Origin of the sequence: Caulobacter sp. D5, assembly GCF_003185805.1 — a bacterium.
Lineage (GTDB): Bacteria > Pseudomonadota > Alphaproteobacteria > Caulobacterales > Caulobacteraceae > Caulobacter.
In genome coordinates, this window is the sequence record NZ_QHJY01000030.1 from 1 (window position 1) to 17,713 (window position 17,713).

The window sequence follows — 17,713 nt, forward strand, 5'->3', positions numbered from 1 at the left end:
GGACCGGTCGTGGCCCCCTCGGCCAACCGCTCGGGCCGCCCCAGCCCCACCACCTACGCCGACGCCTATGCCGAGACCGGCGACAGATGCGCCGCCGCCCTCGACGGCGGCCCGTGCCAGGTGGGCCTGGAGTCCACCGTCGTCGCCGTGCTCGACGGCCCCGTGCGCCTGCTGCGCCCCGGCGCCGTCACCCGCGCCCAACTGGAGGCCATAGTCGGCCCCCTGGCCGAAGCCGACGACGACGCCAAGCGCTCCCCGGGCCGCCTCGCCCTCCACTACGCCCCCGACGCCCCCGTGCGCATCGACGCCGACGCGCCGAGGCAGGGCGAAGCGTTCCTGGCGTTCGGGGCATGGCCGGAAGGGGATGGCGTGCTGAACCTCAGCCCCTCCGGCGACCTCTCCGAAGCGGCGGCCAACCTCTTCGCCTACCTGCGGGCGGCGGACCGCTTGAAACCGACGGCTATCGCAGTGGCGAAGATCTCGCATGAGGGTCTGGGCGAGGCGATCAACGACCGCCTGCGCAGGGCGGCGGGGTTCGTGGGGTAGTTAAATTCCAGCGCTTCGGAGCGTTGTGTCTTTCCCCGTGACCCTGGGGCTGCCAAGCTATCTGTAAGATAAGAATATAGATTCAGGGCTGGAAAGATGGATGGGGAAGCCAAGCGCGGCCGTGGGCAGATAGCGTCTGTGCGACTGCTGGAAGGGGCGCCCTCCGGTCGTGGTCCGATGATCCGATCTGTATCCCAAGCGATGTTTCAGATTTTGGGCGAGGCGCCTTTTGAAGCCGCTGTGCGGGAAGCCGTCGCATGGATGCGTAAGCGCAACTTATCAATCCCGCAGGTTGCGCTTGAGGGGCAGTCATTTGAAGTTGGTGGAGGTGGCGTTTCCCCTGCTCAGGCGGTGAATTTAACTTTCGAAGGCGGAAGGGTCTGGGCGGCGAGTCTTGATGACCCAGATAAGCAGGTGGTTGGGCGTACGTGGGTAACTGAGATCACTGTCGGCGAACGCGAAGGGCGAGTGCTCTTCGGAACTCGGCTCATCAACGTTACGGGGCGCGGGGACGACCCGTTCGTGCCGAGCCTTCCTGGAGTTTCCCGACAAATTGTTGGGCGTCTTCCTTCGCGCGCTGACGAAATGGACCTGTCGGAGCGAGCCTGGAGGGTTGTTACCCCCGATCAAGTCGATGATTTGATAGCGCTTCTGGATGATGGCGGGCGGACCTTGCCCGTACTTGTTATTTCCGACGCTATATCCCGCCCTCCATTTGTTCTACCGGATGTCGTCGCTGGTAGGCTCGCGGGGGCAGCTCACGTCGTAAGTCTTCATAATCAAGCTGCGCAAGAACTGATATCTAGGTGGGGTAAGCAGTTATCCGTTTATGACGGTGCTGCTAGGCTTTATAGGCCGGGATTTTGGTCCGACAAATCCGACCCATTTGAGCATCCGTTGTGGATGTCTTGGTATGGTGGGAATCCAAATAGTAGAGCTGACTTTCTCGTTGCTCGGGTTTTGTCGAGCGTCGTTGCATCGAGTCGCAACGATTATGCACGGTTTGATGTCGTTCGACAGGCGGCGGCTGCTAATGCAATTAGCAAAATTCGAAATACAGCTTCGGATACGGACCTCAGCCATCTGTTTGAGGAAGAAAATCAGAAACTTACTGACGAACTTCGAGCGGTTAGAGCCGAATTCAAGCAGTGGATGGATGATTTTGATTTGAATGAGCGCAATGTAGAGCGTGAAATCGGCGAAATAAAATCGGAACTGGCGAGGGCTAGAGCTCAAAATGACAGTTTAAGGCTGGCCATTGCGAGTGGGTTACCCGTAAAGACGCGGGATAATCTTGAAAGTATTCCCGATATTGGTGTTTGGTCTCGTGATAATTTGACAACAAATATATGGATTGCGCCAAAGGCCATAAAGGAGGCTGAAAAGAGGGGCGTATTCGAGGATCCAAAATTGATCGGTGATGCGTTAATAATGTTGGACGAATTGTATGTTCCAATGAGGCGCGATCCGGGTGAGGATAGGCGGGCGACGTACGAAGCAAAACTGGCTGAGTTGAATTGCCAGGACCAGCCATGCTTTTCGAATCCTGGTAGTATAAAATCATTCCCTGAATATAGTGTCGTGTATCAGGGGCAAAAATTTTGGTGCGAGCATCACATAAAGTACGGTGGTGGTGCGGACCACAGAAGGTTTTTCCGTATTTATTATCATTGGCACGAGGGGGAGCAGATATTGCTGATCGGTCATCTGCCTACTCACCTCGATAATAAGCTTACAAATTAAAGCTCGCAGCTGAGGAAGGTGGGGGCAGGCTGCAAGGGCTTGGGTCGCTCCGATGGGGGCGCTCCCTCAAGAGCGCTGCTACAAGCCACATGAGGGCCGCGAGGGGTTCACCCCACCCCTCCGTACACCCCGCAGAAAAACTCTCCCCCTGCCCATCCATTCTCTATTTCACCGATAGGAATAGGTAACTATCACGCTCCCCAACACGCCGAATGGCGTTATCTCAAAGCGAGGGGGCTCTCGTGGCTATCGGAATTTCGGGCGGCCTTTCGGCCAAGGGGCTGCGTCGCGCCGCTCTGCTGAGCGTGCTTCTGTCCACCACCGCCGGCGCCGTGCTGGCCGCCGACCTGGCGCCGGCTGATGTCGCCGCCGCCGCGACGCCCGCCGCCGATCCGGCTGATCCCACCGCCACCGACGCCTCGGCCGTCGGCCAGGTGTTCGTCACCGCCCGCCGCCGCGAGGAGAGCGCCCAGGAGGTGCCGATCGCGCTGACCGTGACCTCGGCCGAGACCCTGACCCAGACCGGCGTCAACAGCATCGTCGCCCTGACCCAACTGGTCCCGACGCTTCAAGTCCTGTCGCCCAACCCGCGCAACACCGCCCTGACCATCCGCGGCCTGGGCGCGTCGTACGGCCTGGCCAATGACGGCCTGGAGCAGGGCGTCGGCATCTATGTTGACCAGGTCTACAATTCGCGCCCGGGCGCTGCGACGCTCGACTTCATCGACATCCAGCAGATCGAAGTGCTGCGCGGCCCGCAGGGCACGCTGTTTGGCAAGAACACCACGGCCGGCGCGCTGAACATCACCACCCGCGACGCCACCCAGAAGTTCGAGGCCGACGCCGAAGCCAGCTACGGCAGCCTCAACTTCCGCCAGTTCAAGGCCACGGTGGCCGGGCCGCTGATCGAGGGCGTGCTGGCCGGCCGCCTGTCGTTCGTCGGCACCTGGCGCGACGGCGACCTCTACAATCCCAAGAGCAACACCTGGCAGAACGCCCGCTCGAGCACCGGCTACCGCGGCCAGCTGAAGTTCACCCCGAACGAGCAGCTGACGGTCAAGCTCTACGGCGACTACGCCGTCCAGCAGCCCGAGTGCTGCACCCAGGTCTATGTCACGGTCGGCACGACCCTGAAGCCGACCGCCCAGCAGTACGCCGCCCTGGCCGCCGGCAAGAACTACACCGTCGCCAGCACCAACCCCTATGACCGGATCTCCGACATCGACGATCCGATCCAGGCCGACCAGTGGGTCAACGGCCTGTCGGCGGTGGCCGACTACGACTTTGGCCCAGTGACCCTGACCTCGGTCACCGCCCACCGCGAATGGGACTGGGAGCCGCGCAACGACCGCGACTACACCGCGCTGGACGTCACCCGCCGTTCCAACAACCCCTCGCACCAGAAGCAGTTCAGCCAGGAGTTCCGCCTGTCCAACAACGAGGGCGAGCGCTTCGACTGGACCGTGGGCCTCTACTATTTCGACCAGAACGTCACGACCCACGGCGTTACCGAGTACGGCTCTGACGCCTCGTACTGGCTGCTGCCGGCCACCAACACGCCCTCGTCGCTGCTCGACGGCTACACGGTGTTCAACGACAGCACGATCGACACCACCAGCTACGCCGCCTTCGGCCAGCTGACCTGGAAGGTCAACGACCGCCTGAGCGTCACGCCTGGCGTGCGCTTCACCCAGGAAAAAAAGGACGGGACCTACATCCAGACCACCACGGGCGGTTCGGTGACCACCGACACCACCCTGATCAACCGCCGTCTGGGCATCGCCCGGCCGCAGAGCTTCTCGGCCAAGACCGACGACGGCGCCTGGTCGGGCCAGATCGCCGTGGTCTACCAGCTGACCGACGACATCAACGCTTACGCCACGGTGTCGAGCGGCAACAAGTCGGGCGGCATCAACATGACGTCGCTGCCGCTGACCAGCAGCAACACGGTGTCGACCTCGGCCGCGGTGATCCGTCCGGAAAAGGTGTCGACCATCGACATCGGCCTGAAGACCCAGTGGTTCGAGCGCCTGCTGACGGCCAACCTGGCGCTTTTCGCCACCGACGTGAAGGACTACCAGGCCAATGTCGTCGACAGCGGTCCGGGGGCCCTGCGCGGCTACCTGGCCAATGTCGAGAAGGTCGAGGTGCGCGGCGTCGAGCTGGACGCCACCACCCGCTCGATCGGCGGCTTCAAGTTCTACGGCAACCTGGCCTGGACCGAGGGCAAGTACGCCGACTTCAAGAACGGGCCGTGCCCGCTGGAGAAGATCGGCACCTCGACCGCCCAGTGCGACCTGTCGGGCCGTCCGCTGCCGGGCCTGTCGAAGTGGGCCGGTTCGGCCGGCGCCGAGTACCGCCAGGACGCGACCCTCGGCCGCCTGGCCGGCGAGGTCTATGCCGGCGTCGACGCCAGCTTCCGCTCCAACTACTACGCCGACAGCTCGGACTCGCGGTACACGATCATCAAGGCCTACGAGATCGTCAACCTGCGCGCCGGCTTCAAGTCGGAAGCCGGCTGGGAAGCGTTCGTGTCGGTGCGCAACGCCTTCGACGCCGAGTACCTGCAGAACATCACCGTGGTCTCGGGCAATTCGGGCCTGGTGGTCGGCACCCCCGGCGACGCCCGCGCCTTCGCCTTCACCCTGAAGGCCAGCTACTGACCTGAACCCTCTCTCTGCGAAAGAGGGAGGGACCCGCCGCGAAGCGGTGGGAGGGTGAGAGGTTTCACCGTTCGCCGGTGAACCTCGAGCCCAGCCCCTGTTCCTTAGGTCGTCATCCCGGCCGCAGCGAAGCGGAGAGCCGGGACCCAGGGGCCGCCGCACTGCGGTCGCCCCTGGGTCCCGGATAAGCCCTGCGGGCTTTCCGGGATGACGATGATTTTGGCTGCGGGGGTGGCTACGCCCGCTACTGCTTCAGCCGATAGCCGGTCTTGAAGATCCAGCTGACCACCGCCAGGCACAGCGCCAGCACGCCGACCGTCGCCGCCAGGCTGATCCCCACCCCGACGTCCGACGTGCCGAAGAAGCTCCAGCGGAAGCCGCTGATCAGGTAGACGACCGGGTTGAACAGCGAGGCCGTCCGGAAGGCGCCGGGCAGCATGTCGATCGAATAGAAGCTGCCCCCTAAGAAGGTCAGGGGCGTGATCACCAGCAGGGGCACGATCTGCAGCTTCTCGAAGCTGTCGGCCCAGATGCCGATGATGAAGCCGAACAGGCTGAAGGTCACCGCGGTCAGCACCAGGAAGGCGGCCATGAACAGCGGGTGCTCGATCTCGAACGGCACGAACAGGCGCGCCGTGGCCAGGATGATCACCCCCAGCATCAGCGACTTGCTCGCCGCCGCGCCGACATAGCCCAGCACGATCTCGAACGGCGACACGGGCGCCGACAGCACCTCGTAGATCGTGCCCGACCACTTGGGCATGTAGATGCCGAACGAGGCGTTCGACAGGCTCTCGGTCAGGATCGACAGCATGATCAGGCCCGGCACGATGAAGGCCCCATAGGGCACGCCGTCGACCGAGGTCATGCGCGAGCCGATGGCCGCGCCGAACACCACGAAATAGAGCGAGGTCGACAGCACCGGAGCGGCGATGCTCTGGGCCAGGGTGCGGAAGGTCCGCGCCATCTCGAAGCGGTAGATGGCGGCGATGGCGTGGATGTTCATGGCCGGTCCTTCACCAGGCTGACGAAGATCTCTTCGAGAGAGCTCTGGCGGGTGTTGAGGTCGGTGAAGTCGACGCCCTCGGCGTGCAGCCGGCGCAGCAGCGGGGCGATGCCGGTGGCCTCGGCCTGGGCGTCGAAGCTGTAGACCAGCTCGCGGCCCTCGTCGGCCAGCGCCAGGTCGTACTCGTCCAGGCCCGCCGGCACGGCCTCCAGCGGCGATTGCAGGTGCAGGGTCAGCTGTTTCTTGCCCAGCTGCCGCATCAGCACCTTCTTGTCCTCCACCAGGATGATCTCGCCCTTGCGGATCACCCCCACCCGGTCGGCCATCTCCTCGGCCTCCTCGATGTAGTGGGTGGTCAGGATGATGGTGACGCCGGTCTCGCGCAGCTTGCGGACCATCTCCCACATGTCGCGGCGCAGCTCGACGTCGACGCCGGCGCTGGGCTCGTCGAGGAACAGGATCGAGGGCTCGTGGCTCAGGGCCTTGGCGATCATCACCCGGCGCTTCATGCCCCCCGACAGGGTCATGATCTTGGCGTCCTTCTTGTCCCACAGCGACAGGTCGCGAAGGATCTTCTCGATCAGGGCCGGGTTGGCCGGCTTGCCGAACAGGCCGCGGCTGAAGGTGACGGTGGCCCAGACGGTCTCGAAGGCGTCGGTGGTCAGCTCCTGCGGCACCAGGCCGATCTTGGTGCGGGCCGGACGGTATTCGCGGGCGATGTCGTGGCCGTCGGCGACGACCGCGCCCGTCGAGGGGCGGACAATGCCGCAGATGATGCTGATCAGCGTGGTCTTGCCGGCGCCGTTGGGACCCAGCAGGGCGAAGATCTCGCCGCGCTTGATCGTCAGGTCGACGGTCTTCAGGGCCTGATGGCCCGAGGCGTAGGTCTTGGTCAGACCCGACACCGTGATGATGGGTTCCACCCGGTCGTTCCCTTCGATGCGTGCGGTCCCGCGCCAGATGGGGGCGGGGCGGGGCAAAAGCCAGTGCTCTTGCCCTCAGGCGTGCTGATCTTCGCGAGTACCGCCCTTCGCGCGTCGCCGAAAGGGCGATCGGCGGCTAGGGGCGCAGGCGGCGCGCCGAGCGGAGGATGCGTCCGAGCTCGCCGATCGAATAGGGCTTTTGCAGCACGGGAAAGCCATGATGGGCGTCGTTCGCCAGCATCTGGCTGTAGCCGCTGGTCAGCACGACCGGCAGGCTCGGCCAGCGGTCGTGGATGCGGCGGCCCAGCTCAAGCCCGCTGATGCCGGGCATGACCACGTCGGTGAAGACGTAGTCGAAGGCCTCGGCCCGCTCTTCCAGCACGGCGATGGCGCGCTGGCCGTTGGCGACCAGGCAGGTCTCGTAGCCCAGGTCCTCCAGCAACTGGCGGGCGAACTCGCCGACCTCGGCGTTGTCCTCGACGATCAGGATGGCGCCGTGCGGCGCCTCGCTCGAGGTCTCACCGACGGCCTGGGTCGCTACGCTGGTCGGGGCGTCCACGCGCGGCAGGTAGAGGGTGAAGGTCGAGCCCTGGCCCTCCCGGCTCTCCACATCGACGTCGCCGCCCGACTGCTTGGCGAAACCGAAGACCTGCGACAGGCCAAGCCCGGTGCCCTTGCCGACGCCCTTGGTGGTGAAGAACGGTTCGAAGATCTGTTCCAGGACAAGGGGCGACATCCCCGCGCCCGTGTCGGTGATGGCGACCGCGACGAAGGGGCCCTCGTGGCCGCCGTGCCCCCGCAGCGCCGGCAGGAACGCGGCCTCGCGGGCGCTGATGACGAGTTCGCCCTCGCCGTCCATGGCGTCGCGCGCATTGACCGCCATGTTGACCAGCGCGGTCTCGAACTGGCTGGCGTCGGCCTCGACGAAGCAGGGGGAAAGGCCGGGCTCGACGGTCAGGCGGATGCGGCCGCCGACGATGGCGACCAGCATGTCGGCGACGCTGGCGATCCGCTCGCCGACGTCGAAGGTGGTCGGCTTCAGGGTCTGGCGGCGGGCGAAGGCCAGCAGCTGGGCGGTGAGCTTGGCGGCGCGGTCGGCGGTGTCGGAGATCGCGTCCAGATACCGCTCGCGCTTTTCCTCGGGCAGCGAGGGCCGGCGCAGCAGCTCGGCCGACGAGCGGATGACGGTCAGCAGGTTGTTGAAGTCGTGCGCCACGCCGCCGGTCAGCTGGCCGATGGCTTCCAGCTTCTGCATCTGGCGGACCTGGTTCTCGGCGGCCAGCAGAGCGTTGGTCCGCTCCTGGACATGGGTTTCCAGCGTCTCGTTGAGCTGGCGCAGCTCGCCCTCGGCCTCGCGCAGGGCCGTGACCGTGTGGGCCAGCTCGCGCTCGCGCACGCGCAGCGCCTCTTCGGCGGTGGTGCGCTCCAGCAGGTCGGCGGCCTGCCGCGCCAGGATGTCGAGCAGGCGCAGGTCGCGCTCGGAGGGGCTGTGAGCCTGGCTCCAGTGGGTCGAGATCATGCCCAGCAGGCTGCCGCTGCGCGAACGCAGCGGCGTCGTCTGGGCCGCCCGGATGCCGCTGCGGCGGAAGGCCGCCAGGTCCTCGGTGCCGGCGATCTCGTCCCAGTCCTCGTAGTCGGGGATGATCGCGCGCCGGCCCGAGCGCAGCGCCATGGTGCAGCTGCTGTGCGCCGCGGGCGTCACCCAGCCCCAGAAGGCGACGGCTTCCGGCGGAAGGCCGCGATAGGCGAGCAGCTGCAGTTCCCCGCCGTGCCCGGACGGGTCGCCCTGCGGGCACAGCAGCTGCATCGTCCCGAACTGCGAGCGGGTGATCGACACCGCCGCGTCGACGATCTTGCCGTAGAGCTCCAGGCGATCGTGCTCGCTGATCAGTTCGACGCTGATGCCGTGCAGGAATTCGATATCGGCGAAATCCTCGTCCGATCCGACCGCGCGGCCGAGGACGGATTTCGACGGGTCGGAGGAGAAGGCTTCGAACATGGCCGTTCCTATGGGCGCCCTTTGAGCTACAGCACAGCCTGGCCGCCTGCGCCGTCCGCTGGACGACATAGCGGCCAGGAACGACGCGAAGCTTCAGCTTACGCCGCTCCAGAACGCGCGAAACGGCGAAAGGCGCCGCTTCGATTTCACCTTACCGTCAGCACGGCCCCGTGCACGCCCACCACCGAGACCCGGGTCCCGGTCGTCGGCGCGCTTTCGTCCTCGCCCTCGCCTTCGGTCTGGGCCGCCCATTCCTTGCCGTCGACGAACACCCGGCCGCGACCGTTCTCGAAGGCGATGACCACCTCGGCCGGGCGGCCGAGCAGGCGCTGGGCAGGGTCGTTGAGGTCGGGATCGGGCCCCGCCAGGGCCGGCCGCAGGAAGCGGCGGGCCAGATAGGTCGAGGCGATGGTCAGCGCGGCGAAGAGGGCGATCTCCACCGGCAGGCTGGTCGGGAGGAGGAGGGCGACGACGCCGACCGCCGCCGCCGAGGCGGCCGGCCACAGCAGCCAGCCGGTGCCGGTGCCCACCTCGATCGCCAGAAACGCGGCCGCGACCGACAACCACAGCCAGAAGGGATGGGCGACGAAGAAATCGATCAGGCCGGTCATGGGATCAGGCTCCCTTGCGCGGCGCGGCCGGAACCGCGCTCGAACGCGACGTCGCCGGCGGCGGGGTCGGACGCGGCGGGGCGTCGGGGCCGCCCAGCGAGCGGATCAGCTCGCCGACCCCGGCCACCGTGCCGGTGATGCCGGCGAAGTCGGCCGGCACGATCACGGTCTTGGCGTTGGGCGAGCGGGCCAGATCGCCGAACGCCTCGACGTACTTCTGGGCGACGAAGTAGTTGATGGCGTTGACGTCGCCGCGGGCGATGGCTTCCGACACGAAGGCGGTGGCCTTGGCTTCGGCTTCGGCTTCCCGTTCGCGGGCCTCGGCGTCGCGGAAGGCGGCTTCGCGCCGGCCCTCGGCCTCGAGGATGGCCGCCTGCTTGGAGCCCTCGGCGCGGGCGATCTGGGCCTGCTTCTCGCCCTCGGCCTCGGTGATGACGGCGCGGCGCTCGCGCTCGGCCTTCATCTGGCGGGCCATAGCGTTGGTGATGTCGGCCGGCGGCGTCAGGTCCTTGATCTCGATGCGGGCGACCTTGACGCCCCAGGGGCCGGTGGCCTCGTCGATGGTGGCCAGCAGGCGCGAGTTGATGTGGTCGCGCTGGCTCAGCACCTCGTCCAGCTCCATCGAGCCGACCACGGTGCGCAGGTTGGTCTGGGCCAGCTGGGTGATGGCGTAGATCAGGTTGTCGACGCGATAGGCCGCGGCGGCCGCGTCCATCACCTGGATGAAGACGATGGCGTCGACGGTCACCGACACGTTGTCCTTGGTGATGACCTCCTGCTTGGGAACGTCGAGCACCTGCTCCATCATGTTGACCCGGCGGCCCACCGTCTCGACGAACGGGGTCAGGATGCTGATGCCGGGCTTCAGGGTGCGGGTGTAGCGGCCGAACCGCTCGACGGTGAATTCGCGGCCTTGCGGCACGATCTTGATGACGTTGACGACCAGCAGGATCGCCAGCACCAGAAGCACCAGGGGGACCAGAAAAGCGGTCACGAAAGCCTCCCGAGACGCGGCCCGGCGGCCCAAGCCGCCAGTCGCCGTGCGTCCATGAGGAGAATTTAGCGCGCCGCTCGCCCTTCCGCCACGGAATCCGGCGCAGCTTGCTCGTTGACCCGCACCGTCTGCGACAGCTTGTTGGCCAGGGTCCGGCCGCGCAGGGCGGCCTGGCGTTCGGCCCGACGGCTTTCGGGACTGCAGTCGGGATGGGCGGCCTGGGCCGCGGCGTAGCCGCCGTTGAAGCGGTCGCGCAGCTGGCCGTCGAAGGCCTGGTCGGCCTGCTCCACCTCGGTCAGCCGCACCATGCGGGCCCGCCAGAACTGGTCGCCGGCGCCCTCGCAGGCCTGGCGCAGGGCGTGGCTCTGGCCGATGGCGTAGGCCAGGTCCAGCAGCCGCTGGCGCTCGGCCGGCGCGCGGTCCTGGGCGCTCGCCGAAACGGGCGTCAAGGCGGGCGCGGCCAGCAGCAGGGCGGTCAGGAGCGAGGCGGCGAGGCGGGCGCGAAGCATGCGGGCACTATCGCCGCTAGCGCCCGGCCTGTCATCGCCTCGCCCGCGAGGGGCGAAATCAACCTTGAGGATATCCACAGCGGCGCTTGCCCATTTCAAGTCGAAACTTCGACTCTTCAGGGCCTTGCTATCAACAAGGATCGGGATCAGGCTGTGGATAAGTCAGGGGTGGCGAGAAACGACCAACTCCGACAGCGCAGAAGGGAGGACGTGTCATGGCTGAAGTGCACTACGGCGTCGTCCAGGTGGGCGACCGGTGGACCATCATCGGCGACCAGCTCAGGTTCGGGGCCTATCGCAGCCGCCACGAGGCCGAAAAGGCCGCCAACCGCCTGGCCGAGCAGGCCACGGGCGTCGGCATACCGGTGCGCATGCACCTCCAGGACGAGACCGGCCAGCTGCATCGGCCTACCTTGATGAGCTGAGAGGGATGAGCTGACGCGCGGCGCGTGTCGGCGTCCCGACAGGCGGACGCAACGAAACCCTCGGTCCGCGCGCTTTAACCGACGTGCAAGCGCCGCCGTTGGATGCCGCCATGGCCGACTCCGCAGAAATGAACGACCGAGACACCCGCGCCGAGCGAGTGCACCACGCCTATGCCGGCAACCGCCTGCTGCTGGCCATGCCCGAGGACGCGCGCGCGGCCCTCAAATCGGCCATGTCGCTGACGGCTCTCGCGCGCGGGACGGTGCTGTTCGACGTCGGCGAGGATGTGCGCACCACCTATCTGCCCTGCCGGCCGACCATGGTCTCGCTGCTGGTGCTGACGCCTGAGGGCCGCGAGGTCGAGGCCGCCACCGTCGGCTGGGAGGGCGCGCTGGGCGGCGTGGTCAGCGGTGGGCTCAAGCCCGCCTACGGCCGGGCGGTGGTGCAGGCGCCGGGGCCGGCCTTCACCATCCAGACCGCCCGCCTGGACGAGATGCGCCAGCGCTTCCCGGCCCTGGGCGACCTCTTCACCCGCTATGCCGACACCATGATCGCCCAGATGATGCAGTCGGTGGCCTGCAACGCCCTGCACACCATCGAGCAGCGCTGCTGCCGCTGGCTGCTGGCCGCCCACGACCGGGCCGGCGAGGACATCGTGCGCCTGACCCAGGAGGCCCTGGCCGACATGATGGGCGTGCAGCGCACCACCGTCACCGCCGCGGCCAAGATCCTGCAAGCCGACGGCATCATCCAGACCCGCCGCGGCCGCGTCGAGATCCGCGACCGCCGCAAGCTGGAGCGCCGGGCTTGCGAGTGCCACGCCCAGGTCGAGGCCCATTTCCACAAGCTGCTGCCGGAACTGGCCCTCGACGCCGGCTGAGGCGCCTCAGCTCGGATAGCCGAAGTTCGAGGCGATGATCGCCTCGACGGCGTTGATCGGGCCAAGGTCGGTCGAGGTGCTGGTCTCTTCGTAGTCGAACAGCGACCAGCCCAGCGTGGTGGGGCGGTGCTGGGCGATATACTCGATCACCGGGACCTGGATGTAGACGCCGCTCAGCGCCCAGGTGCCGCTGGCGAAGTTGATCAGCAGGCCTCCGGCCGGCTTGTGGGGCAGGGCGTCGATGAACAGGTTGTACTTGACGATGTAGGCCACGGGCGGCGTGTCCGCGAGTTTCTCGTACTGGTCCTGCACGTAGATCTCGAAGGCTCGCCGGGGATCGGCGGGCATCAGCTGGCCGGGGGTGTTGTCGTCGATGCCGAGCGGAACGCCATAGCCGTGGGTGGCGACCTGCGCGGCGACCGACGGCGCCAGCGGCGGCTGGCGGTTGGGGTCGAGCAGGCCGGCACGATGCGGTCGAGCAGGTAGATCTTCCCCCGCATCGTCGCCAGCGGCAGCATCGCCGTGGGCCAGGAGGGCGCGATCAGCTCGTTCGCCAGAACCGCGTCCAGGGCGGTCAGGACGGCCGGCATATCGGCGTCCGGCACGGCGTTCTGGTCGTCGATCTTCAGCGACATGGCGATGAATTCGCTGGGATAGGCGGCGAGGAAGTCGCGGCACTCGACGAGCAGGGAGTGGAACGTCTGGTAGACGTGCGCCTCATGGCCCAGGCCGACGTTCCCATGGCAGGTCATGAAGGTGTAGGCCGGCGGGCCGGAAGGATTGGTCTTGATCATCAGCCGCACGTCCAGCAGCCGAACGCCGGCCTCCAGTTGCTGGGTGATGGTCCGGTAGTGGCAGGAATAGGGGGTGACCTTCTTCTTGTCGATCGCGGCGCTGTCGTGCGTGCCCGGCAGGTTGATATCGCCGATCAGGGTCGTTCCCGGCACGTTGGCGAGCCAGGCGCGCGGGTGGCCGAGGTCGATCTGGAGGATGTCGGTGGCGGTGTCGTCGTCGGACCAGAAAACCCGGTCGTCGCCCGACGGCAGGCGCAGCCGCCGGCCCGGAGCCGAGGCCAGCGAGACCGAGCTGTCGGCGTTGTAGATCACCGGCGCGCAGTAGTCGCCCGCCCACAGGCCCCAGTCGGCGCGCTTGCCGCCGGCCTCGCCCAGATAGCGGGCGGGCGAACTGTTCTTGGTGAGGTAGAGGTCCGAGCCGTAGTGGTACCAGTTGAAGGGGGTGGCGTCCTTCTCGTCCGACACCACGGTCACGTTGTTGCCGTGGGTCGAGAGGTAGCCGGCGAAGGCGCCGCTGAGGCGGTCGTAACACTTCACGATGCGATAGGTCATCCAGGTCCCCTGACTGTGGCGCGGACCCGATGGGAACTGGGGCGCAGCCGAGCGGGGCGACTTTAGTCACAGCCTGGAGGCGTTCGTGTGAAAATCATCACCATGGGTTGAAATTGCCGAGATGGGCGTCTCAGGAGAGCAGTCCGGCCGTCCGCCGGATCGCCGCTTCCGCTTCCTTGATCAAGCTGGCCACGATCTCGCCGGCCGGAAGCACGTTGCCGATCCCGCCGGCGCTCTGGCCCATGGCCAGGCACGAGCGCTCGGGGTCCAGGCCCTCGGTCTGGCCGGCGATGCCGCCCAGCACGCCGGCCTGGACGCTGGCCATGGCCTGCAGCGGGAAGGGCTGGATGTCGCCGGCCCGGGTCTCCCAGTCCTCGACATAGGGGTTGGCGCGCACCCGCATCGGCTTGCCCGAGTAGCAGCGGGTGCGGACGGTGTCCTCGTCGCGGGCGGCCAGGATGGCGTCCTGGTAGAGCGCGCCGGCGTGGGCCTCGGCGCTGGCGATGAAGCGGGTGCCCATCCAGACGCCTTGCGCCCCCAGGGCCAGGGCCGCCGCCAGCCCGCGACCGTCGTGCAGGCCGCCGGCGGCGATCACCGGGATGTCGACCGCCTCCACCGCCTGGGCCACCAGCGGCAGGGTGCCGACCAGCCCCGTATGGCCGCCGCCCTCGCCGCCCTGGCAGATCACCGCGTCGCAGCCGGCCTCCTGGGCCTTCACCGCGTGGCGCACCGTGCCGCACACCACCATCACCTTCAGTCCCGCCTCGTGCAGCCGGGCCAGGATCGGCGAGGGCACGCCCAGGCCGGCGATGAAGGCGCTGGCGCCTTCCTCGATGATGACCTCGACGCTGGCGGTCAGGGCGTCGGGCGTGGCGGCCAGCAGATCGACGCCGAACGGCCTGTCGGTGAGTTCGCGCACCCGCCGCATCTGCTCGCGGATGAAATTGGGCGAGGTCCCCGCCATGCCCAGCACGCCGTAGCCGCCGGCGTTGGACACCGCCGCCGCCAGCGGCGCGTACGAAACCCCGCCCATGCCGGCCAGCAGGATCGGGTGCTCGATGTTCAGCAGGTCGCAGATCGGCGTGCGCAGGGCCATGGCGGCGTCTCCCTATCGCGGCCCTCTGGCGGGGCCGTTTGGGGAAGAGTGCGCTCGCCCTTGCTGGCGGCAAGCGTGCCGCGAGGTCAGGCGCGGGGCGGTGGTCCCGGGGGCGCTATTCGTCGAGGATGCGCTCGGGATCCAGTTCCGGCGTCCAGAAGCAGGCGGCCATCGCCGCCAGCATGACGGCGACCATCGCCAGGAAACCACGCGGCGGGGCCAAACCCGCGATATAGGGGCCCACGATGTCTTGCGGGGTCATCTCTCTCGTTTCCTCAGCAAGCAGCGCCCCGATCTGACGTCAGGACTGCCGTTCACGGAGCAAAGCGTCTCACCGAAGCGAAGGTTCGACAAGTCCCCATTTTTCAAGGGGTTATTGTGGACTCGCGGGTCCAGGATTGGGGCCGGGGTTGGCCGCGCGGGCCTGCTGCACCTTGGCGTTGACCTCCTGCTGGTAGGCTTGCAGGTCGCCTCGCGTCTTGATGGCCGCGACGCGCGCCTGGATCGCCGCCGCTTCGGCCGGCGTGCCGCCCGACACCTCCAGGTCGGTCTTGGCCAGGGTCGCGAGCAGCCCCTGGACGTTGCCGGTGTCGGGCAGGGGATCGGACGGCGAGGCCGGAACGGCGGCGGGCGCGGCGGTCGCCGGCGCGGGGTCGGGCAGGGTGGGAGGACAGTCGGTGCGCGGCGTCGACAGGGTGAGCAGCGGCAGCACCGTATTGGCCGTCCTGTCGCGCTGGGTGAGGTAGGGGAACTTCCACAGCGCCTCCAGGGTGGCGGGCACCGAGGCGTGGTCGTAGAGGGTGTGGTCCACCTTTCCCTTTTCGATCAGCGGCGAGACCACGACCGCGGGCACACGCACGCCGTACCAGTCGAACAGGAAGCCGCCGCTGTTGATCGAGGTGTCTTCGGGGGCGCCGTCGCCGGGCGGCGTGGCGGGGCCGGGCGGGACGCTGTCGTAGAACCCGCCGTGCTCGTCATAGACGACGATCAGCAGGCTGCGTTCCCACAGCGGCGAATTGCGGATCCCCTCGTAGACCTTCTTGATCAGGGCTTCGCCGGCCGGCATCGAGTCCATCGGGTGCTGTGAGGAGCCGCCCTTGTAGGTGTTGTAGATGATGTCGCCGTAGTTCGGCTCGATGAAGGTGTAGCCATAGGGATAGGGGCCTTGCAGGTCGCTGGCGAAGGTCGCGAAGTCGCCGGAATGCGCGAGGTTGACGCCCTTTAGGGCCGCGACCTGGGGGATGCCGAACCCGTCGGAATAGATCCGCCAGCCGACATTGGCCGCCGTCAGCCGGTCGTAGATCGAGGCCTTGCTCGGATATCCGAAGCCGCCGATGTCCCAGTCGCCGATCCGCAGGGCGCCGGGCGAGTCCGTCCAGCCCCCGGACGAGGCGCCATGGACGAAGAAGCGGTTGGGCCAGGTGGGGCCGGGCAGCGACGAATGCCAAGCGTCGCAGATGGCGAAGTTGGTCGCCAGGGCGTGGATCACCGGCAGTTGGGTCTGGGTGTCGAAGCACAGCATGACGTCGCCGATCTCGGCCGGCGTGGGCAGGTCCGGACCGACCCGCGGCGCTTCGGTGGTGCTGACGGCGTAGTTGGCGGCGAAGCCGGAATTGACGATCGGCTGGTTGTAGGCGGTCCATAGCTCCTGCGGCGTCGTCCGGGTGACGCCCGGGCCGCACAGCTGTTCCAGGACGTCGGCGAATTCGTGCCCGGGATCGGTGGGCATGGCGTCTGGAGCCGGCGATCCGACGGGATAGGCCTGGTCGCCGATCTTGTTGACGTCCGACGGGTCGGCGACCTGGATGCCGTCTATGCCCGAGAAGGCGAAGATGTTGTCGAACGAGTGGTTCTCCAGCATCAGCACGAAGACGTGGTCGACCTGGGCGGGGGGCGCGATCGGGGCCATGTCGGTCTGGCAGCCGCCCGAAGTCAGGGCGATGTCGAAACTGCCGGTGTCGACGGTCAGGGTGATGGTCTGGCCGGCGTCGTCGGACCGCAGCTGGCACTCCTTCCAGCTGGCGGACGAGCCGTTGCTGAAATAGACGCCCGCCGACGGGCCGCTCTCGACCACCAGCTTGGCCGCCCACCAGTCCTGCACGGTCAGCGATCCGAGCCCGGTGTTGAAGTGGACCGTCATCGGCCCGGCCGTGCCCTGCGGCGCGACGTCGAAGGTCTGGGTTTCGGCGGGATAGTCGGAGTTGGTGTGCCAGAGGGTGATCAGGGCGGGCGCGTCGGTCCCGTTCTTCACCATGATCTGGGCGGTCTGCGGCGTCGACATGGCTGGCCTCTCGCGCGACGGGGCGGCGCAGGCGAAATGGCGGACGGCCGAACGAGTTCCGAGAATGGTTGGAAAAAATCAACCTGAAGTATAGATTTGACGGACCGCCGGATCAGCGTCCGAACAGCGCGTAGGTCTGCTCGATGACCTGCCGGGTCAGGTCCCACTCGACGGCGGCCATGGCCTCTTCGCGGGTGAAGAAGCGGGCGTCGGCGGCGTCGTCGCCGGCCTTGGGTTCGCCGCCGGTCCATTCGGCGGCGTAGTCGAACATCACGAAGTGGCGGGTGGTCTCGCCGGTCTCGCGCGAGGTGAAGACGCCGTCGACGACGTCGATGAGGCCTAGAAGCCGGGCTTCCACGCCCGTCTCCTCGCGCAGTTCGCGCAGGGCGGCGGCTTCCGCCGTCTCGCCGAACTCGATCCGCCCGCCCGGCAGGCTCCACTGGCCAAGACGCGGCGGCGTGCCGCGCTTGATCAGCAGCACCTCATGCCCCCGCAGGCAGATGACGCCGGCGGTGGGGGAGGGGATCGGAGCGGGGGTGTTCATGCGAAACCAGACTTCAGATCTACTGTCGAGCGCTCCCCCACGAGAGGCAGGCACTCGCCGAGCCAGTCTTCCGCCGCCTTGCGCCCACGGGCCTTGAGGTCGGTCAGAAAGCTCCACTCGGTATTGAACTTGGACGCCAGCGACAG

At 67.2% G+C, this 17,713-nt stretch carries 17 protein-coding genes and 2 pseudogenes; 6 read left to right on the plus strand and 13 right to left on the minus strand.

The annotated features are described in order from the left end of the window. The 4 genes and pseudogenes from DMC18_RS02590 to DMC18_RS26770 all read left to right on the plus strand — a co-directional run. Positions 1-546 (plus strand): L-threonylcarbamoyladenylate synthase (locus tag DMC18_RS02590; protein ID WP_199232532.1); only part of this gene is annotated, 546 nt, incomplete at its 5' end. Positions 547-642: 96 nt separating this feature from the next. Next, positions 643-2,289 carry a hypothetical protein gene (locus DMC18_RS25550; protein ID WP_146217951.1) on the plus strand — a complete coding sequence of 549 codons (1,647 nt, stop codon included), beginning with the start codon at positions 643-645 and terminating at the stop codon, positions 2,287-2,289. Positions 2,290-2,531: 242 nt separating this feature from the next. Next, positions 2,532-4,952 (plus strand): TonB-dependent receptor, encoded by a 2,421-nt coding sequence (locus DMC18_RS02595; RefSeq protein WP_158285843.1) that lies wholly within the window; start codon positions 2,532-2,534, stop codon positions 4,950-4,952. Between the two features lie 113 nt (positions 4,953-5,065). Then, positions 5,066-5,137, plus strand: a pseudogene (locus tag DMC18_RS26770) (hypothetical protein); the annotation flags it as partial. A 59-nt stretch (positions 5,138-5,196) separates the two neighbouring features. Here DMC18_RS26770 and DMC18_RS02600 read toward each other — a convergent pair. The 6 genes from DMC18_RS02600 to DMC18_RS02625 all read right to left on the minus strand — a co-directional run bounded on the left by DMC18_RS02600 (position 5,197) and on the right by DMC18_RS02625 (position 10,994). After that, positions 5,197-5,958 (minus strand): ABC transporter permease, encoded by a 762-nt coding sequence (locus tag DMC18_RS02600; RefSeq protein WP_110118290.1) that lies wholly within the window; start codon positions 5,956-5,958, stop codon positions 5,197-5,199. Next, positions 5,955-6,899 carry an ABC transporter ATP-binding protein gene (locus DMC18_RS02605; protein ID WP_199228321.1) on the minus strand — a complete coding sequence of 315 codons (945 nt, stop codon included), beginning with the start codon at positions 6,897-6,899 and terminating at the stop codon, positions 5,955-5,957. Before DMC18_RS02605 ends, DMC18_RS02600 begins: the two co-directional genes overlap by 4 nt. A gap of 118 nt (positions 6,900-7,017) precedes the next feature. Beyond that, complete coding sequence (locus DMC18_RS02610) at positions 7,018-8,880, minus strand: ATP-binding protein (protein WP_110118292.1); 1,863 nt, start codon at positions 8,878-8,880, stop codon at positions 7,018-7,020. A gap of 146 nt (positions 8,881-9,026) precedes the next feature. Continuing rightward, complete coding sequence (locus DMC18_RS02615) at positions 9,027-9,491, minus strand: NfeD family protein (RefSeq protein ID WP_110118293.1); 465 nt, start codon at positions 9,489-9,491, stop codon at positions 9,027-9,029. Positions 9,492-9,495: 4 nt separating this feature from the next. Beyond that, positions 9,496-10,473 carry an SPFH domain-containing protein gene (locus DMC18_RS02620; RefSeq protein ID WP_199228322.1) on the minus strand — a complete coding sequence of 326 codons (978 nt, stop codon included), beginning with the start codon at positions 10,471-10,473 and terminating at the stop codon, positions 9,496-9,498. Between the two features lie 77 nt (positions 10,474-10,550). Further along, entirely contained in the window at positions 10,551-10,994 is a 444-nt protein-coding gene (locus DMC18_RS02625; RefSeq protein ID WP_110132675.1) for a TIGR02301 family protein, read from the minus strand. 215 nt (positions 10,995-11,209) lie between these two features. Between DMC18_RS02625 and DMC18_RS02630 the strand changes: the two genes are divergently transcribed. Together DMC18_RS02630 and DMC18_RS02635 are read left to right on the plus strand one after the other, a co-directional pair. After that, positions 11,210-11,419, plus strand: a complete 210-nt coding sequence (locus DMC18_RS02630) for a hypothetical protein (protein ID WP_110118296.1) — start codon at positions 11,210-11,212, stop codon at positions 11,417-11,419. A gap of 110 nt (positions 11,420-11,529) precedes the next feature. Next, positions 11,530-12,300 (plus strand): Crp/Fnr family transcriptional regulator, encoded by a 771-nt coding sequence (locus DMC18_RS02635; RefSeq protein WP_233245160.1) that lies wholly within the window; start codon positions 11,530-11,532, stop codon positions 12,298-12,300. A gap of 6 nt (positions 12,301-12,306) precedes the next feature. Here DMC18_RS02635 and DMC18_RS02640 read toward each other — a convergent pair whose 3' ends face one another. The 7 genes and pseudogenes from DMC18_RS02640 to DMC18_RS26775 all read right to left on the minus strand — a co-directional run. Continuing rightward, positions 12,307-12,648, minus strand: coding sequence for a hypothetical protein (locus tag DMC18_RS02640; RefSeq protein ID WP_110132676.1), 342 nt, complete (start codon positions 12,646-12,648; stop codon positions 12,307-12,309). Continuing rightward, positions 12,648-13,646 (minus strand): hypothetical protein, encoded by a 999-nt coding sequence (locus DMC18_RS02645; RefSeq protein WP_110132677.1) that lies wholly within the window; start codon positions 13,644-13,646, stop codon positions 12,648-12,650. Before DMC18_RS02645 ends, DMC18_RS02640 begins: the two co-directional genes overlap by 1 nt. A gap of 130 nt (positions 13,647-13,776) precedes the next feature. Beyond that, the gene (locus DMC18_RS02650; RefSeq protein ID WP_110118298.1) at positions 13,777-14,742 is read right to left on the minus strand and encodes a nitronate monooxygenase family protein; all 966 of its coding nucleotides are present in this window, start codon (positions 14,740-14,742) and stop codon (positions 13,777-13,779) included. Between the two features lie 115 nt (positions 14,743-14,857). After that, positions 14,858-15,004 (minus strand): hypothetical protein, encoded by a 147-nt coding sequence (locus tag DMC18_RS26490; protein ID WP_199228323.1) that lies wholly within the window; start codon positions 15,002-15,004, stop codon positions 14,858-14,860. A gap of 111 nt (positions 15,005-15,115) precedes the next feature. Continuing rightward, positions 15,116-17,023 carry an alkaline phosphatase family protein gene (locus DMC18_RS02655; RefSeq protein ID WP_199228324.1) on the minus strand — a complete coding sequence of 636 codons (1,908 nt, stop codon included), beginning with the start codon at positions 17,021-17,023 and terminating at the stop codon, positions 15,116-15,118. Positions 17,024-17,135: 112 nt separating this feature from the next. Continuing rightward, positions 17,136-17,567, minus strand: a complete 432-nt coding sequence (locus DMC18_RS02660) for an NUDIX hydrolase (RefSeq protein WP_110118299.1) — start codon at positions 17,565-17,567, stop codon at positions 17,136-17,138. Continuing rightward, positions 17,564-17,713: pseudogene (locus DMC18_RS26775) on the minus strand (patatin-like phospholipase family protein); the annotation flags it as partial. The gene DMC18_RS02660 and the pseudogene DMC18_RS26775, both read right to left, overlap by 4 nt.